The sequence below is a fragment of the Turneriella parva DSM 21527 genome (assembly GCF_000266885.1).
Lineage (GTDB): Bacteria > Spirochaetota > Leptospiria > Turneriellales > Turneriellaceae > Turneriella > Turneriella parva.
Genome location: NC_018020.1, coordinates 1,794,839 through 1,820,394, shown reverse-complemented (window position 1 = coordinate 1,820,394; position 25,556 = coordinate 1,794,839). Strand labels below are relative to the sequence as shown.

The 25,556-nt window shown below is 54.3% G+C and carries 21 protein-coding genes and 6 tRNA genes; 10 read left to right on the top strand and 17 right to left on the bottom strand.

The features are described from left to right. Positions 1-8 precede the first annotated feature (8 nt). From TURPA_RS08870 to TURPA_RS08845, 7 genes are all read right to left on the bottom strand, one after another. Positions 9-80, bottom strand: a tRNA-Gly gene (locus TURPA_RS08870). A 126-nt stretch (positions 81-206) separates the two neighbouring features. Then, positions 207-288 (bottom strand) — tRNA-Leu (locus TURPA_RS08865). A 174-nt stretch (positions 289-462) separates the two neighbouring features. Next, positions 463-535 (bottom strand) — tRNA-His (locus TURPA_RS08860). A gap of 64 nt (positions 536-599) precedes the next feature. Next, positions 600-716, bottom strand: a tRNA-Arg gene (locus TURPA_RS23395). Positions 717-791: 75 nt separating this feature from the next. Next, a tRNA-Arg gene (locus TURPA_RS08855) sits at positions 792-865 on the bottom strand. A gap of 35 nt (positions 866-900) precedes the next feature. Further along, a tRNA-Pro gene (locus TURPA_RS08850) sits at positions 901-972 on the bottom strand. A 36-nt stretch (positions 973-1,008) separates the two neighbouring features. Then, complete coding sequence (locus TURPA_RS08845; protein ID WP_041948420.1) at positions 1,009-1,602, bottom strand: TetR/AcrR family transcriptional regulator; 594 nt, start codon at positions 1,600-1,602, stop codon at positions 1,009-1,011. A gap of 84 nt (positions 1,603-1,686) precedes the next feature. Between TURPA_RS08845 and TURPA_RS08840 the strand changes: the two genes are divergently transcribed. Together TURPA_RS08840 and TURPA_RS08835 are read left to right on the top strand one after the other, a co-directional pair. Next, positions 1,687-2,391: a nitroreductase gene (locus tag TURPA_RS08840; RefSeq protein WP_014802960.1), complete on the top strand. Its 705-nt coding sequence runs from the start codon at positions 1,687-1,689 to the stop codon at positions 2,389-2,391. 78 nt (positions 2,392-2,469) lie between these two features. After that, a complete protein-coding gene (locus TURPA_RS08835; RefSeq protein ID WP_014802959.1) occupies positions 2,470-4,299 on the top strand; it encodes a GGDEF domain-containing protein in 1,830 nt (609 codons plus the stop codon). 4 nt (positions 4,300-4,303) lie between these two features. Here the strand turns inward: TURPA_RS08835 and TURPA_RS08830 are convergent, their stop codons facing one another. Next, entirely contained in the window at positions 4,304-4,903 is a 600-nt protein-coding gene (locus TURPA_RS08830) for an START domain-containing protein (protein WP_041948419.1), read from the bottom strand. Positions 4,904-5,001: 98 nt separating this feature from the next. Here TURPA_RS08830 and TURPA_RS08825 point away from each other — a divergent pair, with 98 nt between their 5' ends. The 3 genes from TURPA_RS08825 to recG all read left to right on the top strand — a co-directional run bounded on the left by TURPA_RS08825 (position 5,002) and on the right by recG (position 10,801). Continuing rightward, on the top strand, positions 5,002-5,340 hold the full coding sequence (locus TURPA_RS08825; RefSeq protein WP_014802957.1) for an STAS domain-containing protein: 339 nt from the start codon (positions 5,002-5,004) through the stop codon (positions 5,338-5,340). 81 nt (positions 5,341-5,421) lie between these two features. After that, on the top strand, positions 5,422-8,595 hold the full coding sequence (locus tag TURPA_RS08820) for a SpiroCoCo family coiled-coil protein (protein WP_014802956.1): 3,174 nt from the start codon (positions 5,422-5,424) through the stop codon (positions 8,593-8,595). Positions 8,596-8,728: 133 nt separating this feature from the next. Next, positions 8,729-10,801, top strand: a complete 2,073-nt coding sequence (recG, locus tag TURPA_RS08815; protein WP_014802955.1) for an ATP-dependent DNA helicase RecG — start codon at positions 8,729-8,731, stop codon at positions 10,799-10,801. Here recG and lpxD read toward each other — a convergent pair. Next, entirely contained in the window at positions 10,798-11,883 is a 1,086-nt protein-coding gene (gene lpxD, locus TURPA_RS08810) for a UDP-3-O-(3-hydroxymyristoyl)glucosamine N-acyltransferase (RefSeq protein ID WP_014802954.1), read from the bottom strand. The genes recG and lpxD overlap by 4 nt on opposite strands. A gap of 78 nt (positions 11,884-11,961) precedes the next feature. On the opposite strand from lpxD, the gene infA reads away from it, so the two are divergent. Continuing rightward, entirely contained in the window at positions 11,962-12,180 is a 219-nt protein-coding gene (gene infA / locus TURPA_RS08805) for a translation initiation factor IF-1 (protein ID WP_014802953.1), read from the top strand. Here infA and TURPA_RS08800 read toward each other — a convergent pair. The 8 genes from TURPA_RS08800 to TURPA_RS08765 form a co-directional block, all read right to left on the bottom strand. After that, positions 12,177-13,553: a UDP-N-acetylmuramate--L-alanine ligase gene (locus TURPA_RS08800; protein ID WP_014802952.1), complete on the bottom strand. Its 1,377-nt coding sequence runs from the start codon at positions 13,551-13,553 to the stop codon at positions 12,177-12,179. The genes infA and TURPA_RS08800 overlap by 4 nt on opposite strands. Continuing rightward, positions 13,544-13,924, bottom strand: a complete 381-nt coding sequence (locus tag TURPA_RS08795) for a hypothetical protein (RefSeq protein ID WP_014802951.1) — start codon at positions 13,922-13,924, stop codon at positions 13,544-13,546. The genes TURPA_RS08800 and TURPA_RS08795 overlap by 10 nt, the downstream gene beginning before the upstream one ends. Beyond that, on the bottom strand, positions 13,921-15,114 hold the full coding sequence (locus tag TURPA_RS08790) for a serine hydrolase domain-containing protein (protein WP_014802950.1): 1,194 nt from the start codon (positions 15,112-15,114) through the stop codon (positions 13,921-13,923). The genes TURPA_RS08795 and TURPA_RS08790 overlap by 4 nt, the downstream gene beginning before the upstream one ends. A gap of 217 nt (positions 15,115-15,331) precedes the next feature. Continuing rightward, a complete protein-coding gene (locus TURPA_RS08785; RefSeq protein ID WP_014802949.1) occupies positions 15,332-15,814 on the bottom strand; it encodes a DciA family protein in 483 nt (160 codons plus the stop codon). A gap of 2 nt (positions 15,815-15,816) precedes the next feature. Then, positions 15,817-18,552, bottom strand: coding sequence for a penicillin acylase family protein (locus tag TURPA_RS08780; RefSeq protein WP_014802948.1), 2,736 nt, complete (start codon positions 18,550-18,552; stop codon positions 15,817-15,819). A 21-nt stretch (positions 18,553-18,573) separates the two neighbouring features. After that, entirely contained in the window at positions 18,574-19,818 is a 1,245-nt protein-coding gene (locus tag TURPA_RS08775; protein ID WP_014802947.1) for a sensor histidine kinase, read from the bottom strand. 45 nt (positions 19,819-19,863) lie between these two features. Further along, positions 19,864-20,127, bottom strand: coding sequence for a hypothetical protein (locus TURPA_RS08770; protein ID WP_014802946.1), 264 nt, complete (start codon positions 20,125-20,127; stop codon positions 19,864-19,866). Continuing rightward, positions 20,124-20,753, bottom strand: coding sequence for a hypothetical protein (locus TURPA_RS08765; protein WP_041948418.1), 630 nt, complete (start codon positions 20,751-20,753; stop codon positions 20,124-20,126). Before TURPA_RS08765 ends, TURPA_RS08770 begins: the two co-directional genes overlap by 4 nt. A gap of 339 nt (positions 20,754-21,092) precedes the next feature. Here TURPA_RS08765 and TURPA_RS21675 point away from each other — a divergent pair, with 339 nt between their 5' ends. From TURPA_RS21675 to TURPA_RS08745, 4 genes are all read left to right on the top strand, one after another. After that, a complete protein-coding gene (locus TURPA_RS21675; protein ID WP_014802944.1) occupies positions 21,093-21,833 on the top strand; it encodes a glutathione S-transferase family protein in 741 nt (246 codons plus the stop codon). 75 nt (positions 21,834-21,908) lie between these two features. Next, positions 21,909-22,913: an OmpA family protein gene (locus tag TURPA_RS21670; protein WP_014802943.1), complete on the top strand. Its 1,005-nt coding sequence runs from the start codon at positions 21,909-21,911 to the stop codon at positions 22,911-22,913. Between the two features lie 16 nt (positions 22,914-22,929). Beyond that, a complete protein-coding gene (locus TURPA_RS08750) occupies positions 22,930-24,510 on the top strand; it encodes a sodium:proton antiporter (protein ID WP_014802942.1) in 1,581 nt (526 codons plus the stop codon). A gap of 1 nt (position 24,511) precedes the next feature. After that, positions 24,512-25,522 (top strand): SPFH domain-containing protein, encoded by a 1,011-nt coding sequence (locus TURPA_RS08745; RefSeq protein ID WP_014802941.1) that lies wholly within the window; start codon positions 24,512-24,514, stop codon positions 25,520-25,522. Positions 25,523-25,556 lie beyond the last annotated feature (34 nt).

Genomic DNA, 25,556 nt, shown 5'->3' with positions numbered 1-25,556 from the left:
CTGAATTGAGCGGGAAATGGGACTTGAACCCACGACCCCCTCCTTGGCAAGGAGGTGCTCTACCACTGAGCTATTCCCGCGGTTGCGTTGTGCGAGCCGTTGCTGGCCTAGATGACATCGTGTCAGCCAACAACCCGCGCACGTCATGTGCGAGCGGTCGTCAGCGTCGATGGCCTCGTGCCAGCTGCCGACCCGCGCACTTCCTGTGCGAGCGGAGGGACTTGAACCCCCACGCCTTGCGGCACGGGAACCTAAATCCCGCGTGTCTACCAATTTCACCACGCTCGCTGTCGCGTAAACGCTTTTGCACCTGGCAAGAGCGTTTACTTTTCTGCCCATCGAAGCGCCGCAACCGAAAGCCTCGCAGTTTGCTTCGGCAAACTGCTGCTAAAGCGCTGCGCTGCTTTCGGTTGCGTTAGTCACGGACTGGTGACAGGTCGCGCAACGCTCCGATGAGCTATGGGTGATCGACGGGGCTTGAACCCGCGACATTCAGAATCACAATCTGACGCTCTACCAACTGAGCTACGACCACCGAATTTTTCTTTTAGCGACATCGAAACGCGATGCGTTTCGATGTCGCTAAAAGATTCATGTGCGCACGAAGGGAGTCGGTCTGCGCCAGGCCATCCGTGGCCGCGCAGACTTTGCGACATCCTGTCGCGCTAAACCCCTGACCCACAGCCTAGAAGGCTGTTGCTCTATCCAGCTGAGCTAAGGCGTTTCATCGAAACGCCACTGCTCCGTCTTCGGTGCTGCGTGCGCCAACAGTCAAATGCTCACTTCGGCTGTGCGCACGAAGGGAGTCGAACCCCTGACCCACAGCTTAGAAGGCTGTTGCTCTATCCAGCTGAGCTACGTGCGCGTATCACGCAAGACCTCTGTCTGGCGCTTTTAATTTCGGGATGACTGGATTTGAACCAGCGACCCCTTGCTCCCAAAGCAAGTGCGCTACCGCTGCGCTACATCCCGCGGTATCGAGTCGAAAAGCGGCTTTGAGACACCGCGTCAACAGCAATCGCGGTCAAGTATAGCAAGACAAAGAGGCTCAATATCGTCGAGCGCAGCGTCGTCGCCGGTGAGCCGCCAGACGTGCACGCCACCCTCGTAAATTTGAAAAATCCGCCTTGCTACTGCCCGGGCATGCTTTGCCGTGCCAGCCTTCTCGCCGTAGAATGCGCGCAGGTAGCCAGAGAGCGCTTCAATCGTATCGGCGGCGAGCGATGCGATTGCACTTGCCAGCGCCGGCGACCCGATGCCGATTTGCGCGCGCAGATTCGCCATGGGGCAGCCATAGAACACACCCGAGCGGTTCTGCCGCCTGATGAGGCGAACCCATGCAGCAATAAAATCTTGCGGGGTCGCCGAGCGCTGCATCAGCAGCCCGAGAAGTTCGAGGTGTTTGCGGCCATAACGGGCGAGGTATTCTTGCCCCAAAAGCTCTTTCGAGGGAAAATGGTCGTAAAAGCTGGCCTTTGCGGTCTCAGATTCGGCGATTATCTGGTTAATACCCGTTGATTCATAGCCCTGCGCTTCGAAGAGGCGCGCCGCAGTCGCGAGCAGCCTTTCTTTGGCCGGGGTAGCTGTGGAGCTTTTTTTCATTGACGGCGGCATCGACCCCTCTGAACAGACAGACTTGTCTGTATGGCGACGCCGAGCGTCAAGCCAAAATCAGGCGGAGGTAGAATGGAAACGGAAACTGTCGAACTGAAAGAAATCACCGGCGCCGCAGCGAGTGTCAGCGAAGCGATGAACACAAGGCACAGCATTCGCCGCTTTGACCCGCGCCCAGTTGAACAGGCGAAACTCGATGCGCTGTTCACAACGAGCCTTCGGGCCCCCAGCTGGAAAAACTCGCAGCCGTGGCAGGTACACGTCGTCACGGGCGAAAAGCGCAGCAGGCTTGCGACGCTGCTGACCGAAGCCGCTATTGCCGGCAACCTCAAGCCCGACATCGCCTGGCCCGCCGTTTACCCTGCCGACGCCAAGCGCCGTATGTTCGATCTCGGCATGAAAATTTATGGCGTCGCGGGCATCGACCGCAAAGATAAAGCGGCACGCGACCAGTTCATGGTCGACAACTTCAAGTTCTTCGACGCACCGGTAGCCGTTTTTATCACGAGCAACTTTGAAATGAACTATTACGTCGGCATCGACATTGGCTGCTATCTGCAGTCGGTGATGCTGCTCGCGCGCGAACACGGGCTTGGCACCTGCCCACAGGCGGCATTGTCGGCTGCACCCGAAGTGGTGCGCGCAGAACTCGGTCTCGCCGAAGAGCAGAAGGTGCTCGTGGGGCTGAGTCTCGGGTACCCACTCGCCGAGCCAGAGCTAAACCGCTTTCACACCCCGCGTGAGGCACTGGCCGATAAAGTGAAATTTTATTCTTAAAGTGCAATCAGCGCAGAAACTGCACGGGCCAAGCAAACGGTTTTCACTCAGTCCTTATTTCGTCGATTGGCGAAATATATGGATCTGCGCGCTTCTGAGAATACGGCTGGCCCAGAGCATAATTACCGCGGCCCGATACCTGACGCCGCCGCCGGGTTTTCGCGCTGGCGTCACCTGATTAAGCAGCTTGATTTTGCGCTGCAGCCAATCGTGCATGCCAGCACCGGCAGCCTCTATGGGGTCGAAGCATTGGTCAGGGGGTTCGGGCCGCTCGGCTTTGAGACGCCTAAAGATCTGTTCGATGCGGCCTACCATGACAATGCTCTGTTTTTTGCGGATATAAGACTGCGAGAGCTGGCGATCGCCAAATTCAAACAGCTGCCCTTTCATCAGAAGCTCATCTTATTCTACAATTACGACCCACGCATTCTGCAGATGCCCGACTACCGACCGGGCGTGACCGAAAGGCTCATGACAAATTTTGACCTGAGCTGCGACCAGATTTGCTTTGAGATTAACGAAAAATATGAAATCGGCTCCAATGCCGTGCTCAATGCGTTCGTCAAAAATCTGCAAAGCCGTGGCATCAAGATTGCACTCGACGATTTTGGTGCCGGGTATGCGGGCTTTGAACTCTTTTACCATTCTGAACCGAATGTTCTGAAGTTTGACCGGTTTTTGATTTCGAATATTGAATCTGATGCGCGCAAACGCAACCTTTGTTCGCACATCGTCAACCTCTGCAAAGTGCAGGGTGTAACGACGATCGCCGAAGGTGTTGAAACCGAAGCAGAACTTCAGGTTTGCTGCCGCATGGGCTTCGACCTGATTCAAGGCTTTATTGTCGAGAGGCCGCAAACTGACGTTCGTCTTTTGCGCGGCAGTTACGCTGAGACAATACAGAAACAAGCCCCGTTACACCAGCGGCAAGAAGAAGACGCTGAACTCTTGAAGCGCAGCATTTTGCGCATCGAGCCGATAGATGTCACGGCAGATGTGCGCAGTCTGCTCGACATGTTTCATGACCAAGTGACCTACAACTTCTTACCAGTTGTCGACTCGAATCGTTACCCTCTGGGGATAATACACGAGCGCGATCTCAAGAAATATATCTATTCGCCCTTCGGTCGCGAACTTCTCGCGAATAAATCTGTGACGCATGGCCTCAGATCATTCATCACGCGAAACCCCGTAACCGACGTCAACACTCCACAAGAAAAGATACTCGAAATATTTATCAACAACCCCGAAAGTGAAGGTGTTATATTCGTCAAAGACATGCAATACTTCGGGTTCTTGAATGCAAAGTCTCTCTTGAGTGTCATCAACGAAAAGCAGATTGCGGCCGCACGAGACACGAACCCGCTCAGCGGATTGCCGGGTAACCGGTTGATACACGCCTTTGCAGACAACCTGCTCGGCGACCTTGCCGCGCACGGCTTCATGGCCTACATGGACTTCGATCATTTCAAGCCGTTCAATGACCATTTCGGCTTCAGGCAGGGCGACAGGGCGATTACGATCTTCGCGCGCATATTGCGCGAGGTAGTGCCGTCAGAAGTTTTCGTCGGGCATATCGGCGGCGATGATTTTTTTCTGGGCCTGAATGCGTCATTGCATCAGCAGATTAACCTGCAATCTGTAACCGATGCTGTGCGACTACAGTTCGAAGCGGAGCTTCTGCCATTTTTTTCGCACGAAGAGCGGGTGAAAAAAACATATAAAACGATCGACCGTAGCGGTGAAGCGGCAGAGTTACCGTTGCTGACGGTCAGCACCGCGATCATTGAACTGAAGCCGGGTCGCCAGACAGCCGATGCCGATCAGATGTCGATGCTGCTCGCACAAACGAAAAAAACGGCAAAACACAGCCCAGAAAAAATGGCGGTGGCGGTAGTGGGCCTCTAGCAGACTACCTCTCGAGAACTTCGCGCAGTTTTTTTAACGTCTCGAAAGGCAAATGCGCAACCATACCAGCAGCGGCCCAACCCGGCAGGCTGCCCCCCGGTTCAGAATGCATCGAATAAATTACCTCGGTGTGGCCGGCGTCGAGCTCGCGAAATCGCCAGTAACCCTTGAGTTTAGCGATGCGCACTTTGCCGGGTGTCGGTGGCAGCGCATCGGGTGCGGCGGCGAGCCAGATTAATGCAGTCGCGGGCTTTGCGGTCTTTTGGTAACTATAGCGCACGACTGCCTCACGCTCAGATATAGGCCAGGGCGTCGATTGCAGCGAATAGACGATGCCACTGGAGGGAGAAAGCTCGACCAGGCGGCGCGACTCTTTACAGTCTTTCATCCAGCTTTTGTAGCCGTTAAAGTCTTGCATCACAGCGAGGGATTTTTGCAGACTCGCATTGACTCTCATCGTCGCTCGAAATTCTTTATAATCAGACCCGGAAACTTTGCGCGTTTCAATAACTATGCCTGCCTTTTCGAGAGATCGAATCCAGGGTTCTTCGGCGAAAATGGCGGCCGCAAGCGCCAGAAACGGCAGCAGGCTCGAAATCCTCATTTGCATGTGACCGCATATTATTCTATATTTCGCCAATCAACTAATTATTGACACAGCAAACCGGCCCTCTTCGCTGCCCCTGAGACACTGCACCCAACGTGAGAATCGAATCTGAAAGTAAATCAGGCTATACAATAATGCGGGTCAGCGGCGAAGTGGATTTATTCAACGCGGGCGAGCTGAAGTCTACGCTGCTCGACGCAATCCATAACGGAGCGCAGAACCTGATTCTGAGCATGGCTCAGGTTTCATATATAGACTCGACGGGTATAGGCGCATTGCTGGCTACCCTCGGCGAGGTTAAAAAACGCAGCGGACAGTTGAAACTTGCCGAGCTGAGCCCCGGTGTGAACAAAGTTTTTCAACTCACACGCCTGTCTGGTTTTTTTGAAATTTTTCTGCGAGAAGCAGACGCGATAAATTCTATGCACGCATGATGAGGATAGATGAGTTTTACCAGTCTCTTCCTTTTAAAAAAGGCTTGTAGAACCACATGCGACATAATAATGTGACATAATATGCTCGAGTACGCCCTACCGGTAGCGGCATCGGTGTTCTTCACCCTGTTTCTTCGCCGGCTCGACAAATCTAACGTCAACCTCAAGAAAATCAAGGCAATCGCTGAAAGGGCAGAACGCGAACTCGCAGAACTGACACTCAAGAAAAAAGAAGAACTGAAAGACGCAACCGTGCGCTTTGATTCGTTGCTCATCAACGCCGACAAGTACCTGGGCGCGCTCGGCGAAAAACTCGAGCAGGCGCGAGCCGATCTGACGTCGGTTGAAAGCACCCGCCAAAGCCTTCGCGTGATGGATACTGAGCTGCAGTCGCTCGATAACACCACGCGTTCAGTGAAAGACCAGCTGAAATTCATTAACGACTCGCTCGAGAAAATTGACCAGCAGCAGAAAAAGATCAAAAAGCTGCAAGATCATGTGAAGCAGGTCGACGACGAAGCTGCGAACATGATCGATGCTTTTCAGGCAGCCCTCAAAGACAAGTCGGGCGAAATTCTAGCCGTACTCGAAAAGAAGTTTGAAGAGATCACCAACGAAACATTGCGCATGCAGGGCGAGTTGCGTGACGACCTCATGGCGCGCCACGTCGACCTCAAGGGCGAGGTTGAGCACAGCTATGAGCAACTTGAGATCGACCTAAAGAAGAGCGCGCAAGACCTTACTCTAAATATCGAGAACCGCATCAACACCCAGATTCAGGCGGTCACCGACCTGCAAGAACGCATTTTCTCAGCCGAGAAGAATCTCGAAGTCACAGTGCCCGACATGATTCGGGACATCAAGAACGACCTGCTGCGCGACATGCATGAACAGGCGCAGAAACTCGAAACTCTGAAACTCACGCTGAGTGGCACCGAAGACACGATGCGCAAAAAGCTGCACGTGTTTCGCGAAGAGCTCGAACAACAGCGCTCGCTGCTGTTCCATGAAATCGCGGGAGAAGCAGAGCGCATTCGCGACCAGATTTCGAATCTCGACCTCGACGCGCTTGCGAAGAAAGACGAAATTATCAAGTCGGCGCGCAGCGAAGCGCAAAAGATACAGAAGAACATCGAAGAGTTCAACGACCAGTATGCCCGAGCGCGTGAGACGCTGTTTCAAGAAGCCTCTCGCCGCGAGAGCGAACTTTCGAACAAACTCGACGAGATCGAAAATTTGAACAAAAGCATCACGACCACGCTGTCGACGACACGGTCCCGGGGTCTTGAAGAAATGCAGAATGAGCTGCACAAGGCTTTGGGCGAAATCAAAACCGCTTCACGTGAACTCTTCAGCGATATCGAAGATGAAATACTGCGCGAGTCGGGCATGCTGCGCGAAAAACTGAGTTCAGTACAGGCTGAAGTCACGCAGATCGTTCAGCAGACAGAAGAGCGCTGCGAGCACCTCGAAACGAAGGTAGCTGATATTTCTCAGAACACCGAAAAAGAATTCGCCAACTACCTGAAAGAACTCAAGAAAGCGGCAGAGAAAGGGCTCAACGACTACCGCGAAGAGCTCGGCGAACGCGAACGCCAGTTCATGCAGAACCTCACGAGCCTCGACAAGAACCTGCGCGACAAGATCGCCGATGCAGACCGGCACTTTGAAAGCGCGCAGGCGCGACTCGAAGAGATTGTGAAAGATGCGCGCAACGCCCTGCACAAGAACACTCTCGAAATTGAAAAAAGCCGCGCTGAACTAATGCGCGATATGGACGCCGAACTCGAAGACCGGCTCGGCCACGCAAAACATTTCATCGAAGAAGCGCAGGAAAAATCAGCGAATTCTTTCGCCGACGCATTGCAGAAATTCAAAACCCGCATCGAAGAAAAAGAGAACGAATTCAGCTCGAAAATCGAGCTGAATATCGCGCGCTTCTTCGACATGAAGAAAAGCCTCGAGACATCGCAAGAGAGCCTCATCGAAAATCTGCAAAGCGAAAAGCGCCGCATTGAAAACGAAATGCGCCAGACGAACGACCAGCAGCTCAAACTTTTCGACAGCGAACTCAGCGAGCGCGAAAACCGGCACAAACAACAGCTGCAGAACCTCTCAGCTGATTCAGTGAGTGACTTCAAGGGCAAAGTCAATGAGCTGATGGATCGCCTCATGGAAATGAAGTCAGACACAACTTCAACCTTTCGCGAATTTCAAGAAAACCAGCAAGAAGTCTACGCGGCAATCGTCGAAGAGACCAGGTCAACCGGGCAAGAAATACGAGATCTCAAAGAGGCTCTGCGCGAACTGAAGGCAGAAGGGCTGAGCATTGAGAAGAGCAAACAATCTGCCGAAAACATGCGCAATCTGGTTCGTGAACTTTCGCAGAAAATCGAGCAGGCAGAAAGCAAAAATCAGGTTCTGGGCGAAGTCTACCAGCGTGTCGAAGAGCTGAAAGAAATGCGCACGAAGCTCGAAACCGAGCTGCTGATGCTCAAAGAGAAGCGCGACAAGGTCGATCGCCTCGAAGAGAGCATCAACTTCGTGCTGTCGATGCAGAACGAAATCGAAGGCAAATCTGTACAGCTCAAGAAACTGCAGTCGAACCTCGACGAGTTCTCAGCGCATTATGCAAAGCTCGACGACGAGCGCCGCAAAGCCGACGTCTTGATGCAGAATCTAATCGACGAGAACCGCCTGATTCAGAAAACTATCGACAAAATTGAAGCACAAGACAAGCATATTGACTCACTTAACGAAGGCATCGCGCAGCTCAATGGCTTTTTTCAGCGCGTCGAACAGCGTTCGCACCTGCTGAAAGATCAACTCGATACAATCACCGACCAGATGGTTGGTCTGCACAAGAACGAACAAGAACTGCAATCGATTCAGGGCCGCTTCATGGAAATCGAAGACCTGATGACCGATATCGAGAAGAAAAAGACCCAGATAATCGCCTTCAACAAGCAATTTGAAGAACTGCGCAAGGCCATGTCGACCAGCGTGCAGCAGATTGAGCGCATCGAACAGAATGCAGAATCGAAGGTGCGCCAGCTTTCAGAATTCATGAAAGCGCTCGATGAAGAATCGACCAACAAAGTTACCATTACAAAAACCCTGTCACCCGCCGGCGTAGGTGACAAGAAAGACATGGTGCGCAAGCTGTCGACTTTCGGCTGGACAGCCGAAGAAATTTCGCAGCGCGTAAACCTCGATATTAATACCATCGAAACTATTTTATCTTTGCCAGGGTAAGGCAGGTCGCTTCGAGCACCTCAGCGACCAGTGAGTTTGGGCAGCTCGGCGGCTGGCGAGCTACGGTAATGATTAACTCGGTGACTCGAAGATGCGGTCGCTGAGGCGCTCGAAGCGACTGTTTTGAAACGCAATGATTTCCCTCACTGAAACGGGTTTGTTCTCAACCGAACAACTGAAGGTCTTGAGCCGCCTCAAGGTAAAAGACGTGCGCGATCTGTTTTATTATCTGCCGCGCAAGTATATCGACCGCACGCAAAAACTCGATCTGCGCAGCTCGCGCGCCGGCGACCTCGTCACAGTTGTCGGGCAGATACTGCACGCAGAGATGAAATTTGCGGGCAGACGGCGCTTCACCATAAAAGTAGAAGCCAATGGCTTCATCATCTACGCAACTTTCTTCAACGCAGGCCCGTACCTGCAGAAGGTACTGCAGGTCGGCACACAGGTAGCCTGCTGGGGCAAACTCGAAGTCTACCGTGGGCGGTTGAGTTTTATGCACCCCGAATGGGAGGTCATGACCGAAGACGGTGATGCAGGCAGCACGGTACACACGGGACGTATTGTGCCGATCTACCGCATTACCGAGGGAATGCGCGCCGCCTACCTCACGGTAAAATCACTTCGTCAAAAAATCGAAACATGCCTGCAGAAATACGAGAAGCGTATCGCCGATTATATTTCGCCAGAAACCCTAAAGGCCTGGCAGATGCCGGGGGTCGCAGAGGCCTTGCACAAAATTCATTTTCCCGCAACGATCGAAGAGACAGAATACGCGCGCCGGCGCATGGCATTCGATGAGCTCATGCTGTTTTCAGTTTTGAACGAAGAAAAAAAGGCGGCGATTCGGCGCATCGAAAAAAGCCACAAGATCGTCATCAATCTGGCGCTTAAGAAAGAAATCGAAGCTCTCGAGAAGACTCTGCCGTTTGAGCTCACGAGCGACCAGAAGAAGGCGATTTTTGGCCTGATGCAAAACTCGACGGCCAGCTACCCGGTGAACCATTTGCTCATGGGCGATGTGGGCAGCGGCAAGACTCTCGTCGCGCTGCTTCTGGCACTCGTCTATATGCGCAATGGTCTGCAGGTGGCGTATCTTGCCCCGACTGAAATTCTCGCGCGGCAGCACTACCAGACGTTCTTGAATATTCTACCCGGTGGGTCTTTCGAAGGTGTCGAGCTCATTATCGGTAAAGACGCCGCGAAAGAACGCCGCGCAAAACTCGACCGGTTGGCGCGCGGCGATTCGCGGCTCGCAATCGGCACGCACGCACTCATTCAAGACGACGTCAGCTTTCAGAATCTGGCGCTCATCATCATCGACGAGCAACACCGCTTTGGCGTTGAGCAGCGCGAGAAGCTGCGCGCGAAGGGCAAAACCCCTGACCTGCTTTCGATGACGGCGACGCCGATACCGCGCACGCTGACGCTCGCATACTATGGCGACCTTGAACCGTTCTATCTGAAAGAGAAGCCGAAAGACCGCCTGAAGATAGACACGCGCCTCTTTGCCGAAAGCGACCTAGACCGCATCTACAAGGCGGTGCGCAAGTATGTGAGCGAAGGCCGGCAGGTTTATATTATCTATCCTGTGATTGAAGAGAGCGAGAACTCCGATATGGCGTCGCTGGTGAGCGAATATGCCGCGCTCGAGCGCGATGTGTTTCCCGATCTGCGGCTGGGGCTGTTGCACGGTCGCCTTACAGGCGATGAAAAAGAACGGGCAATGCAAAAATTCAAAGAGGGATTAATACAGGTTCTGGTGGCAACCACCGTCGTCGAAGTTGGCATCGACGTACCCAATGCCAATGTGATCGTGATCAGAAACCCTGACCGCTTTGGCCTTTCACAACTACACCAGCTACGCGGCCGGGTTGGTCGCGGTGAACACCAGAGCTTTTGCATTCTCGTAGCGCCCGACCGGCTGACCGCCGAGGGCCAGCAACGGCTCGACGCACTCGTGCGCACAGACGATGGCTTTGAACTGGCGCAAACCGACTTTCAGCTGCGCGGAGCTGGCGAAATGACGGGCCTCAGGCAGTCTGGCGCGTCAGAATTTCACGTTGCCGACCTGCGAATTCACGGTGACCTGCTCGACAAAGCCGTCGAGTACCTGCAGAGTCACCCCGAAGTGCAGGCACAGTTCGGCTCTTTAAAAAATATTCAGCAGGCGCTCGAAAAGGGATTGGTGCTGTTCGGCAACTAACCGCCTTTGGCCGCCATCAGCTCGGCGACCTGCTTCTTGAGCTCTTTGAATTCTTTTGCCATGTCGCCGAGCTTCTGGTAAGCTGCAAAATTTTTCACGTACTCGCGCATTGGCTGCGAAGGCGACTGTGCATACATACCCTTCTCGGTGATATCGGCGATTACACCCGCACGGTGCACAAGCACGACGTCATCGCAGATCGAAACATGATCTTTTACCATTGCGTCGCCACTCGCGATCACACGTTTGCCGGTTTTTGAAGACCCGGCCATTTTCCAACCGGTGAGCAGAATCGAGTTTTCGCCGATATCGCAGTTGTGCGCCGTGTGGCATATATTGTCGCAGATCACGTTATCGCGAAAGTTGGTCGACGTGAATGTCGCGCGGTCGATCGCGTTGAGTGCCCCGATGGTGACGTCGTCGCCGATCACGACATTGCCCGTCTGCGGAATGCGGTAATGGTGAAAGTTCTCATCTTGCGCATAACCAAACCCTTCTGAACCGATTACGCTATGCGGAAGAATAAGGCAGTTCTTACCGATCTTGCACTGGAAACCGACGATGCTCATGTGCTGAATGACGGTTCCCTCGCCGATCACAGCCTCAAACTCGATCACGACATGAGACTGCAGCACGACGCCTTTACCAATCACAGCACCCCGTTCGATGACCGTGTACGGGCCGATTTTGACGTCATCGGGAATCTTCACCGATTCGTGAATAATGGCCGTCGGGTGAATGCGCTCGAAACCACCTTCGGTATAGTCGCGGTCGGTATATTTCTGCCGCATGAGCGCATAAGAGACACCCGGGTTTTCTGACGCAATAATTGCGGTTTCGGCCTGTGGCCCGAGCTTCGCTGCCTCTGCCGCGGCGACCACCATTGCCGCCGGTTTGCGGGCCAAAACGTCTTTAATTTGTTTCGCGTCAGACACGAACACCAGGTCGCCCGGCTTGCAGTCTTCGGTGCCGGCGATAGTCTTGACTTTAATGTCGTTTCCGCTCAAAACTTCTTTGAGGCGAAAGCCTTGGTTGCATTCAGCGGCGATTTCGCCGACGGTTTTATCAATGGTGGTTTTCATTCACCATGTTTTTCGCTGCACTCGACCCCACAATCTCAAAGTGTTCGACGCCCTGTGTCGAATGGACAAAATGCCGCAATGGCCAAAGAAGAGGCAATCTCAGTAAACGGTGTAATCAAAAAAGCTTTGCCCAACGCCATGTTTCTCGTCGAACTCGAAAACGGTCATGAAATTCTCGGCCACATCTCGGGCAAGATGCGCAAGCACTACATTCGCATCAACCCCGGCGATAAGGTGTCGATCGAACTTTCACCTTACGACCTTACCCGCGGTCGCATCACTTATCGGGTTGCCTAAAGGCTCCCCAACCACTCTACATACTGCTGCGCGAATTCGCTGCTGAGCCCAGCCCCCATAAATACTGCGGCAGCTTTGCGGTCACCGAACGCGTTGCGAGTAAGGGGAAAATCCTCACTTTTTGCGATGTGCACAAAGGGAGGATTGCAAAACGGAATGAAGAGTTTTTCCGTTTCAGGGTAGTCGCCCGCCTTGTCGCCCGAAGCATAGAGCGGCAAAGTGAAGAGGCTGTGCCCGGTCGCATAGGGCAGCAGAGCGTCGGAAAATTCGCGGTGAAAATGGGTGAACCGGCTGAGCCGGTGAGGTTCCCAGAAGATCAGCAGCTTGTCGTACTGGCTCGCGAGAGCCGCGAGCGTTGCCTGCACCTCATGCGGGTGGTGCGCATAGTCGTCGATGACCGTCAGCATCAACTCAGCAAATTCAGCCAGCTTCTGCATGCGCCTGTTGACACCGCCGAAGTTTCGCAGCATCGGCGCAAGCACCGCGTCGCCTATGTTCAGTGCACGTGCCAGCTGAACGACCAGAGAAGCATTCATGAGGTTGTGCACTCCGGCGAGGCCAACCTGCAACGCCTGCTGCCCGTACACGACAGTGCGCAAGGCGGTATCAACCTGTGTTTGCGTGAATATATTGCGCTCGCGCTCTTGCAGCAAACTCACAAACTCAGCATCGCACTCTTTTGAAACGTGCGCCCAGCCGCCGCGCGACAGCGCGCCGCTCAAGAACTCGCGAAATTCAGCCCTGAGGCTTTCAAGACTCGAATGGACGTCGGTGTGGTCGAGGTCAATATTTGTCACCAGTGCCACGTCGGTGTCGATGCTGAGAAAGCTGCGGTCAGATTCGTCGGCTTCGATGACGAGCAGCGGTTTGCCCCGATATGTGCCCTTGCCCTCACGGTAGTTTGAGCTCCACTCGGGTACTGTGCCGCCGATCAGGGCAGTCGGGTCGAAGCCGGCGCTCTCGAGCAAACGCGCGACCCACGCGCTGGTCGTGGTCTTGCCGTGGCAACCCGCGACGGCAATCGTGAAATAGTTTTGGGTAATCAACTGTAACAATGCATGGCGAGAAGCGCAGGCGAACCCATGCGCTTCGGCATAAGCGCGCTCAGGGTCTTCGGGTTTTACCGCAGTCGAATAGAATACCTGAGAACCGGGCTTTATTTTTTCGGGACTTGAACCAACCCATGTGGCAATTCCTTTTTCGGACAGCTTACGCAGATATGGGGAATCATTCAGATCTGACGCCGTGACGGCCGCACCGGTGCGCGCAAGCAGCATTGCCAACCCGCTCATGCCGACGCCACCGGCGCCGATGATATGCACATTTTCGGGATTGCTGCGCGATCCCGAAAATGCGTTACTGTCTATTGCCATGAATCGAGAACGCAACCATATCGGTCGCCCGTGTAGCGGGCTGTCGTGGTGACGAAGAGGCCTTTGACGGTCACGGTACGCTTTTCTTTATCGAGCTCAAAACTCTGAGTCGGCACCCACTGGCGTGCAAAGTTATGGCATTGTTCGACCGTGCCTTCTGTCACAAAATAGCAAGAGCAGAATTCTTTGCTGTAGAACGACGATATAATACTCGGGAAAGCGGCCGTATGCCTGAAGTTGACCAGCAGAAAGACCACGGCCGCGAGAACAACAACACCGACGAGTTGAAGCGCCCGTTTCAAAATTTTGCGCATCATCGACGGCCTTCTGCTATCCGTGGCGCGGTCGCCCTCGTTTCGTCCGTGACTCATGGTGCTTTCTCCAGAATGTTTTTCAAAAGACCCAAATAGCGGTTCTTATCGAAGCTGCCATCGCGGTCATCGCCGAGTCTCACCGCAATCAGATCGAGCGAAGGTATAATGTAAAGCGACTGCCCCCAGGGACCGAGCGCGGCAAACGTGTCGGCCGGTGCGTCGGGCCAGGGTGGCTTTTGCCCGCGTTCGGGAATACCCACGTTAATGTACCATTGTGCCCCGGGATTATCTTTTGCATCTTCGGGGTTCAGCTGCGTCGTGTAATAGGCAGGCGCCATCGACGTCGTGTAGCGTACCCATTTTTCGGGCAGCAGTCTCTTACCTTGCCAGACGCCGTCGTGAAGATAGAGATAACCGAAGCGGGCGAGGTCGCGCGCCGTTGTGTACAGGTACGAAGAGCCGACCGGTGTAGCGGCGCCGTCGCGCTCGAATGTCGTGAATCGCATGCCGATCGTCTTGAACAGGCGGTTGAAGATCAGGTCTTCGTATTTTTCCTGATAGACGTTCTTGAGCATCGCCATGAGAATATTCGTCGTGCCGCTCGAATAATACCAGTGCGTACCGGGTGGGTGCGCCAGATCTTGCGAAGCTGCGAACGCGGCCATGTCGTTGCGCCCTCTTGTATAGAGCATCGCGATTACCGAAGATTTGAGCGGAGAACTTTCATACCCCTCAGACCAGTAGAGCCCCGAACTCATGCGCAGCAGGTGGTCGATCTGTATGTCTGTCTTGCTACCCGAAGCCAGCGGCTGGTAATACAACGAAGCCGAATCGCTAACCTTGAGCTTGTTATCGGCAACCGCCATGCCGACGAGCGTGTTGGCAAAACTTTTTGTCACAGACCAAATCAGGTGTTTGCGGTTGCGGTGAAACTCGCGCGCATAGCGCTCGAACACAACTTTGCCGCCGCGAATGATAACCACGCCGTCGGTGCGGATTCCCTTGCGTTCTGCCTCGGTCGCTGTGTTGGTGAACAAGAACTGTTCAAGATTCTTCAGCTTCTCGCGGTTGATACCGGCTTTTTCAGGCGACAACTCTTCCCAGTCGGCGCCCGGGTAGACTGTGGTGCGCGCGGTTGTCTCGAATGCCGGGGGCAATGCTTCGCGTACAGCAGCAGGCGCCAGCGGCGGTTTGCTGCAGGCAAAAAGCGCGATGGCAATCAATGGCGCGCAGTTGGTTAAACGCATGAAATCCACAACGGTATAGAATGGTGGTGCTGCAATGCTAAAATTGGGCTGCGCGGCAGGTCGCAAAACGACCAAATTCAGGAAAAGTTCCGCGATTTTCGCCGCGAAATTCGCTCTATGAACGGGCCTGGGCCCGCTTTTCCTGAATTTGGTCGTTTTGCTACAATGCTGAGATTTCAATTGCGGCGAACTGCCGCACAGCCCCCAAGGGTGGGGGTCAGCGCAAAGATTCCAGGTCGGCAATCAGCGTATCGAGAGCCGGGTTATTTGTGGCTCTTTTCGGCACCGCTGCAGCCTCAGTTTCAGCCGCCTTTGTCGCCGGCAACTCGGGCCAGTAAATCTTCTGCGTCGCTCTGGCTTTGATGCGCGTGCTGATGCCGTAGAGCTCGAAAATCTGTTTTTCTACGGAACCCGCAATCATCGCCAGCTCATTCGCAAACGTATTGTGGTCGCAATGCACAAGCAGGCTTCTGCCTTCGAATTTTTCGGGCAGCGAGTGCTGCGCCAGCAACGTGCTCACGAGTCGCCCCCAGTCTTCTCGCAGGCGCGACAGCAGATACTCCTGTTCGACTTTCTGCGCCTGCGACGGGTGCACAACGCGCAGAATTTCAACCCAGTCGCGGTTGCGCAGCTTCGCTGCCTCGCGTTCGAGCTCGTCTTTGCTCGCTGAGCGGCGAAATATGGGCCTCAGGGGCTTCACGATTATTGTTTCTTCAGCAAGAACTTCTTAGTGTACTGCGCGTCAACGTTCGCGGGCTTCATTGACAACGGCAGGTTTGTAACTCCCGTGAAGTGCGGTATCATATCATCATAGTGTTTCGACTCCGCATTGCCCGATGTACCCATATGCAGCATCAGCTGCGCCGGTTCATCTGCCGAAAAGTCGACGATGAAGCGCATCGCAGGTATCAGCCAAACGTCATGTGTGTCGCCCCACAGGTTGCCCGCCTGGTTGAGCGTGTGTAAATCACCGCCTGTGCCCACCGGCCCGCGATTGAGGTATGGCCCGAGCACCGGCGCTTTCTTTGCAAACTGGTGCTGCCAGCGGTACTGGTGAATCTTACCCCACGCCCAATCGCCGCGGTTATCACCCATCTGCTTTTCTGACTGGGTGATAGCTTCTGCGAGCGCAGCCGCAAAGATCATCGCCTTGGTTTCTTTGTCCGGTGTGGTAACGTTGTCCCAGAATGGGCTGTCGGCGCGCGCGAGCAGGTGATCTTGCACGGCATTGTAAGAGCGCTTGTTAATTGCCTGAAAGTTCTCCCACAGCGGTGAACCTTTGCCACCGAGTTCATCGGCGAAGGTCAGCACGGTCATCGCCGAAACAAAGTTCTGGTAAACCGCCGCCGACGCCGACTCTTTGCTCAGGTCGCCGCGAAAGTCTTTCAGAATACCCAATGCCTCTTTGGCGCGAATATTTTCAGACGCAGGTAACTGGTCGATCGCCGCTGCTACGTCGACAGCGAAAGGTGAGGATTGCAAAAGTACCGCAAACGACCGCGCAGTCGGTGACTCGACGTCTGCCTGAAACTTCGCCATGTCGCTGGCTGTGTGAGTCTTGCTGCCTGCGAGCAATTCTTTGGCGCGCCCCGCCCGGTCTGAACCATACCACGACGACGACACCCACAATTCGGTTTCGTCGTTCCAAATGCGGTCGTTGCCTGTGGCGATATAACCGTCTTTGGGGTTCAGAGCCGAAGGGTTTTCTGATGGAGCGAAAAAGCCATTCCATTCGTTCTCGCCTGTCCAGCCGATGCGGGGCAACAGCCCCGAAGCACCCTCACGCGCCGGGTACCTGCCGGTCGCAACCCAGCCGATATTTTTTGCATCCGCATAAACAACATTGAGATAGATGCCGGTCACCTGGTCGAGGGCCTTGCGCGCCGCTTTCATGTCACGCGCCGCTGCCATGGAAAAAATACCTTCGAGAGTGGTTTCGCGCGCGCCAACGCTGGTACGGTAGGCAAGGCCATACTCGCTGCGCAGATTCAGCGCCAGGTGCTTATCGGGAAAAGGATGCAGAAATGCTTCGTTGAGCAGCACACCATGTCGGGTCTTGATCTTCTTGAAGGCATGGGTCTTGCCGCCGCGCAAACCAATCTGCTCTTCGCTGACGATTGCATTTTCCCATTTGCCTTTGAACAGGTATTGCGTGGTACCATTCTCTTCGCGCAGCTGCTCGAGAAAAATATCCTGGTTGTCGGCCATCACCATCGTCGCGCCCCAGGCAATCGTTCCATTCGTGCCAAGCGCGACAATGGGTGTGCCCGGCAGCGCCACACCGGCAGCACGGTATTCAGGGCATTCAAGGTTCATCATGTACCACATCGCCGGTATTGTCAGCTGCAGGTGCGTGTCATTCGCGAGCAGCGACTTGCCTTCTTTCGTGCGCGAGGGTGCAACTACCCAGTTATTCGAAGCGGGCACCGACGGCGTCAGCGCCTGCCACAGTGAACCTGCCTTCTCGATTTCTGCTTTCAGCACAGGTTCACTCGCACTGATCTTCTTGAAGTCGACATCTTTTAGCTGTGCAGCCTCTTCAAATGGCAGCTCAGCATCGGCATAGATGGGAAAAAGCCACGCGGCCTTTTCGAGACCGAGGTGGGCAGCGAATTTGAGAAAAGCGACCTCTTCTATGTGGTTGGTGGCGAGCAAGAATGAGAACAGCTGGTAGAGCGCGAGCGAGTCTTCGGCTTTCCATTCAAGACGATCGAGGCCGAGCAGCAGGTATTCAAACTGCGTTTTGGGGTATGCAGCGCGCGCAGCATTCACCCCCGCGGCATATGACGCCAGCATCTTCTGCATTTTGGGCGACAGGTTGGCATAATTTTTCTGTGCCAGCCCGGCGAAGCCCAGCGAACGCATGTAGATGTCGACGCCGAGGGTATCGTTACCCAAAACCTCTGAGAGCCGGCCATACGCCATACGCCGCAAGAACTCGATCTGAAAGTCGCGATCGGCCACCATGGCAAAGCCCGCGCCGAACGCCATGTCATCGAGATTCTGCGCTTTGATGAACGGCACCCCATAAGCATCGCGGCGAATTTCGATATCTGCAGAAATCGCGGCGACGGTGACTGAGCCCTCTTCGGGTATAAGGCTCTGCTTGAGGCGAAAGCGCAGCCAGCCATAACCTACGAGCAAAGATACGACGAGTACAGCCGCGACGTAACGCCAGATTTTTCTTTTCGGCCGCGGCTCATCACCGGCATCGTGTTCGACTTCGGCGAGCTGCACCTGCGCTTTGCGCGAATTGTCGGCGCTCGCGACTTCAAAAAGCGCACTCAGTTCTGCCTCAGAAGTCGGGTCGCCCTGTTTCAGGCGCGCAATCGGCGTCGAGGCCGCTTTCGGCTGCAGTAATTTCTTTTTGTTGGGTTTTGCCTTGGTTTTTGTCGCGGTCTTTTTGGTCGGCTTCTTGCTCGATTTCTTCAGGGCCATAGCGAAGCCCCGGTTAAAAAGTCAGATTGGCAACTCTATTTCCATGGCGATCATTTCGGTACCGGCCATGTCTTGCCTTTCAAAATCATTGAGCGTGGTGCAGCGAATATTACCATGGTGCATCTGCACGATTTTCTCGACAAAAGTGAGTCCAAGGCCATATTCAAGGGTGCTGTACTGTTCGTGCACGACACGTGAAACCCTGAAGAAAGGCTCAAAAATCAGGGCCCGCTGCTCTTCGGGAATTCCCATGACACCGTCGGCGCCATTACCCTCTGGCAGATTACAGACTGTCACGAGCACACGCGTCTGCAGGTGTTCGGTGAGAATCATCACAGTCGAGCCGACGGGTGAAAACTTGAGCGCATTCAAAACGAGTTCTTTAAGCGCCTTGCGCATGAACTCCCAATTGACTTTGAGTTTGCCGCCCGCCTGCCGCGCAGGAATATCATTGAGAACCACTGAGTGGCCGCGTATGTCGATCTGCGGCTTTAGCTCATAGACCAGGTTGCGGGCGATCGCATGCAGCTCGCCTACCGTGACGTCGTGCAGCACGAAATCTTGTGAAACGAGCAGCTGCAGCTCAGAAAACATGTCGATCATGTCACCGACGGCGCTCTGGTTGCTGAAGATCAGATCGAGAATTTCTTTGGGTATGAGATAGTTCTGCCCGTCGGGCGTCGTGGGCGAGCCGGCGAGCATCGCCAGCAGGGTGGTGAGAGAACCGATACCGCGGCCCTGGGTAAATGACGTGTGAATGTTGCCAAAGAGCGCGCGGGCAAATTTGTCGTTTTGCCGCCTGAGCAACTGTTCAGCGACGCGGCGGCTGGCGAGCTGCTTTTCGATATGGCGGCGACGGTCGCGCTCTGCTGCCCGACCGACTGCCTCGGCCTCAGCCCGGGCGAATGCGCGTTCAACCACCTGAATAAATTCGGCTGCATCGATACCTGGCACGATAAAATCAATAACACCGATACGGTGCGCTTCGATAATAAGCTCTGCTTTGTCGGTGCCGACCAGCATCAGCACGATCGGGGCAATATCACCTTCAAAGAGACGCTGGCAGACCTGCAGCGCCGTGAGGTCGCCGGCGAGATTGGCACCGAGAAGCACGACTTCATGCTGAATTTTTGCGAAGGCCGAAAGCGCGTCGTCTGCGCTCGTTGTTGCCGTGAGGGCATAGGGTTCGTCTGCCAGCTGGCGTTGCAGCGTTTGCAAATAGCCGGCGTCGCTCTCAACGATCAGTAACGGACGTTTTTTAGACATGGCTGATTCGTGTTTGCGCACACAGTGCGCAAACACGAATATTTATCAAACGATATGAATATCGATGCGTTTGCCCGAGGTCGTGCCTGCGTTCTGCAGCTCGATCTCGTACTTGCCGACCGCCAGCTGAGAAAACCAGGCGAAGTCGTCGCGCAGCGGAATCGACTGCAACAGTCGCCCCTGCCGGCGCAGATTGATGAATTTCGGCCTGGGGCGGTAATTCTGCAGTTTAACCGTCAGCATCACGGTATCGTTACCGTCTTTCACGACCTGGTAGAACAGATCACCTTGTTTGGGTTCAGTCGTCATGAACTGCAGCGCACCCGTCGCCGGCGCGTTCGCGGCGATTGCACCATCGCCCGATGAACGCACCGCAACCATTTCGTCGCTGTTGCTGAGGTTATAGAGATCACGAATATGGCCCGCGATAAGGCGAAGACCGTCTTTGAGCCGAATAACAATTGTCGACTCTTCTTCTGCCGGTGCCGCGGCATATATATGCGATTCATGACAATCTGTTTCAAGTATGCAGGCGTCGGTATCATGGGCCGGTCGCCCCAGGTGAAGAGAAACGCCAGCGTGTCTTGAAAGAGACCAAAATCGGCAGCGCTTGCCTTGATTGTTTGCCAGATCTTGTTTCCCTTGAGCTCGGTTTCGATTAGTTTAGGATCTTCAACGTGAAAGAACTTCTCGGCTATTTCGACAATCTGGTAAACGGGCAATTTATAGTCGGCAGGCACAGAACCGATTTCGAGGCGTTTATTCATCGCCACCATGGTTTCAAACTGCACCAGCATCTCGAGCGCTGAAATATTGTCTGCAGCCATTTTCAGGGCCTGCTTTTGCTTTTTCTCGTCGAGATAGAGCGCCAGCAGCTTTGAATAGTCTGCAGGTGACAGCTTCTCGAGACTTTTTCTCTTTTTATTCGTCTGCACGAGTACCTTTACCCCGGACAACACTCAGCCCCGACCCCGCAAACCCAGCGGTTGCGGCAGGCCTGACAGGTCGCCCTTTTGTTCCTATATTACAGACGACGCGGCAGGGGCAGACTTTACGACAACAAAAAAGGGCTGCGCGGCAGGTCGCCGTATTCGAAATTTTAGAGCTATAGCAAAACGACGAAATTCGGGAAAAGCGGGCCTTGGCCCGTTCATAGAGCGATTTTCGCTTCGAAAATCGCGGAACTTTTCCTGAAATTCGTCGTTTTGCGACCTGCCGCGCAGTCCCAAAAACGCATGCCGGCCGCGACGCAAACCTCGGTACGTCCCTGTACCATGCGTCTCATTTCCATATCGATCAGCCATTACGTCGAAAAGGTCAAATGGGCGCTCCAATTGGCCGGGTTACCCTTTACCGAAGAAAGCTATATTCCCGGTTTACACGCCGCGGTAACGCTTTGGCATACTGGTGGCCGGCACCGGGCGACCCCGGTCTTGATCGACGACGGCGAAGTTATACCCGATTCGACCGCGATTTTGCAGCACCTGGCAGCGCGGTATCGACAAACCTGGCTTTATGCGCACCCCGAAGCACTGGTGCTCGAAGAGCGCTTCGACGCGAGCATCGGCCCGCACACCCGCCGCTTCATCTACCGCCATCTGTTCGACAACGAGCTCTCGCTCGCTGAAATCTTCTCACAAGATGTCGTGCCAGCGTGGCAGAAACGTATGCTGCCTCTCGCAGCGCCCATGCTCAAGGCAGGCATGATCGCCGAGATGGCGATCTACCACGACGAGGCGGAGCGCTCACGTCTTGTTTTCGAGGCCGAGTTTGCCTATGTCGACAAACTTCTGCAAGATGGCAGACCTTTTTTGTGCGGCGAGAAGATTTCTGCGGCCGACATCACCTTTGCTGCACTCGCAGCACCGGTCATTCTTCCCAGTGAGTACGGTGCAAGGCTGCCCGACCTGAACTCGGTGAAACCCGGCAGCACGTTACCGGCGGTAATTGAAGGCTACAGAAATACCACTGCCGGCAAGTATGTGCAGAGACTCTACCGGGAAAACAGACGGTAGCACAGGGTAGATCCTCACTACGAAAAACTGACTCTAAAACTATTGACAAACCCCGCGAAAAAAAAGTCATCACTCATGACCCGATCAAATTCGTCACAAGCTGGCGACAGCTATTACACTGTTATCAAAGGCAAGAAATATGACCGGCGCATGCTCGAACTCGCAGAGGGCCTCACGAGCGGTCGCGGCGATGGCCGCATCTCTATCGCCGATGCCAAGAACCTGCTGCGCGTGGTGAAAGATGCCAACAACTATTCAGCGACCGAGAAGCTGACGATGGAATACATTCGTAAGCACTACAAGTTTACCAAAGAGGGCGATGAGTTTTTTCGCAGTGAAATTCGCAAATGGGCTGCGAACAAGAGTGCAGGTAAAAAAACAAAAGCCGCGAAGGCCCCCAAACCATCCGCCAAAAAATCTGCAGAAGCTGCACCGATAGCTGTTGCGCCTACCGCCCAATCGACAAGCGAACCCCAAAGTGCGGCCCCTGCTGTCTCGGGGGGCAAGAAGTCTTCTGCGATCATGCAGATTCTGCTCGGCCTGCTGCTGCTGATTGCCGCAGCCGTGATCTTCTACTTTATCGCCTATAAGAGCGGTTGTGCAAAAACGGAAAACAACCCACCCGTAACATCTGAGCCTTCGACAACGCCGGCCCCTGCACCCGCAGCAACACCTGTACCCGCTGAAGCTGCACCTCAACCTGCTGCGGCAACCCCCAGCGCGCCGACACCGGCATTCAAAGATTATGTAGAGAAAGTGCGGCTCGGCTTCGTTGCCGAAAAGACTGAGCTGACACCTGAGACGCTGAAGGCGCTCGATGAACTTGCTGAAAAGATGAAGTCTGAAAACAGCCATCTGCGCATCACCGGCCATACCTGTTCGCTTGGGCCCAAATCGCTCAACCAGCTGATTTCAGAGAAGCGCGCAAACCTCGTGAAAGAGGCGCTCGTCGCCCGCGGCATTGCGGCCGACCGGCTCGAAACGCGGGGTGTCGCCGATACTGAACCGGCGGGCGACAATAAAACCGTACCGGGCCGCGCGCTGAACCGGCGCGTCACCTTCAACGTTATTCAAAAATAATCACTAAGGCGGAAAAATGAAAAAGCTTTTCACAACTCTGGCGGCTATTTGCCTCGTGGGCACATTGGCCACCCATACGCTCGCAGCAGACGATGCTGCCACGGCCAAGGCGGGCGCTGAAACTTCTGCTGCGGGCCACTCGCCCGCAGGCGCACACGCGGTAGACCCCCAGAAAGAACTCGGCAAGCAACTGTCGATCTATACGATAATTCCATTCGTGATCATTCTCTTAGCGATCGCCGTGCTGCCCCTGGTAATACCCCACCTTTGGGAATCGAATCTCGTCAAGGCCGTCATCAGCGTGCTCTTGGCGCTCATTATGGGCGCATACCTCGTGACGCTAGGCCACCTTGGCATCGAGGTTATTGTCGAATCGCTAAAAGAGTATTATGCGTTCATCACGCTGCTCATTGCACTCTTCACAATTTCGGGTGGTATTTTTGTCGAGGGAGACCTGAAGGCAACGCCCCTGACGAATACGCTCATTCTCGGCATTGGTGCTGTGCTCGCGAGTATCATTGGCACAACGGGTGCGTCGGTTTTGCTCATTCGTCCGCTGATTCGCACGAATAAAGAGCGCCGCCGCACGACGCATATATTCGTCTTCTTTATTCTGATTGTCTCGAACGTCGGCGGTACTCTGCTACCAGTGGGAGATCCCCCTCTTTTCATGGGTTACCTCTACGGCGTGCCGTTCTTCTGGACCCTTATTCATCTCTGGCCGATCTGGCTGACTGCGGTTTCTGCTCTGCTGCTCGTCTTTTTTATCTGGGATAACTTTGCGTACAAATTTGAATCGAAGACCGATATCGCGAAAGATAACCAGAACCAAAGCCGGTTGCGCGTCACGGGGGCCTTTAACTTTGTTCTGATATTCGGCGTGCTCATGGCCGTCGTGTTCTTGAAGGATTACAAGACCGAACACGGCGTTCTTGCGATGGGTTGGTTGCAGCAACCTGTCATGGTCGGTCTGGCGCTGCTTTCATTCGTCATCGACTACACCAACCGCACGCGCAAACGCAAAGAGCATGAAGAGACAGTGCTCGCACGCATCGCTGCCGAGGGCCCGACCGAAGCGCATGTAAAATCGCTTTCGCACTACCACCCCATCACCCCCCGGGACAAGAACCATTTCGGCTTTGGCCCCATTGTTGAAGTCGCGGCGCTCTTTATTGGTATATTCATAACCATGATTCCCGCGCTGTGCATATTGAAAGCGCGCGGCGCAGAAACCGGCATCACACAACCGTGGCAGTTCTACTGGATCACCGGTGGCCTTAGCTCGTTTCTCGACAACGCACCTTCGTATGCAACATTCTTTGCGCTAGGCCAGGGGTTGACCGCCTCGATGGGCGCAGCAGCGGGCTCTGTTGTGCAGGCATCGACGGGCCCGATCGCAGAAACGATTCTCGTGGCGATTTCAATTGGTGCAGTATTCTTCGGCGCGAATACGTACATCGGTAACGCTCCCAACTTTATGGTGAAGGCAATGTGCGAAGAAGCCAAGATCAAGATGCCATCTTTCTTTGGCTATATGGCATACACGACGCTGATTCTTGTGCCCGTGCTTGCGATTATTGCCTTCGTATACCTCTAAAATGCTCGGCATACGCTTCATCAAATTCGACGCGATGACGTATGTCATCCATTACAAGAAAGGCCGCGTTGCCCGTGAGGGACGCGGCCTCGCCTTCTATTATTACGAACCTTCGAGCTCTATTGCAGCGATACCGCTGGGCAGCAACGACGTGCCTTTCATCTTTAACGAGACGACGCTCGACTACCAGACTGTTTCCATTCAGGGACAGATTTCATACCGTGTGAGCGATGCAAAAAAGCTCGCCGAAGTGCTCGACTTCACCGTCGATGCGGCCGGCAGCTATAAGAAAGACGAAAGTGAAAAACTGACGCAACGCATCAGCAACGAAGCGCAGACCGCAACCGCAGCCCTCGTGCATGCAATGCCGCTCAAAGATACGCTGCGGGCGGCCAAAGCGATCGAAGAAAAGATATTTGCAGGCCTCAAAGGTTCGGTCGCAGTCAACGCCCTTGGTCTCGAAGTGCTCGCGGTGAACGTGCTCGCAGTGCGCGGCACGCCAGAAATGGAACGCGCACTCGAGGCTGAAACGCGCGAAGGTATTCAGCAGAATGCTGACCAGGCAATCTATACGCGGCGCAACTTCGCAGTCGTCGAAGAGCGTAAGATTAAAGAATCAGAACTCAACACCGAAATCGCTGTCGAAGAGAAAAAGAAACAGATCGTCGAAAAGAAGATGGAGACTGAAATTCTCACCGCAGAAAACAACAAGAAACTGCGCGAGATGAAGATCAGGGCAGATATCGCAATCGAAACCGAGAGGCAGAAACTCGTCGAAACCCGCGTACAGAACACGCGCAAAGAAGCCGACGCCCAGGGTTATACCATAGAAACTCTGCTGAAGCCATACCGCAACATGGACTGGAAAACCCTGGCTGCAATCGGCAAAGAATTCAATTCGAACTCACAGATTGCCATGGCCTTCAGGCTGCTCGCCGAGAACGCAGAGAAGATCGGTACGCTGAATATTACACCTGAGCTGCTCGATTCGCTGACTAAACCGAACACTTAAAGCGCAGCTAAAAACCGCCATCGCGTGGCTTGCG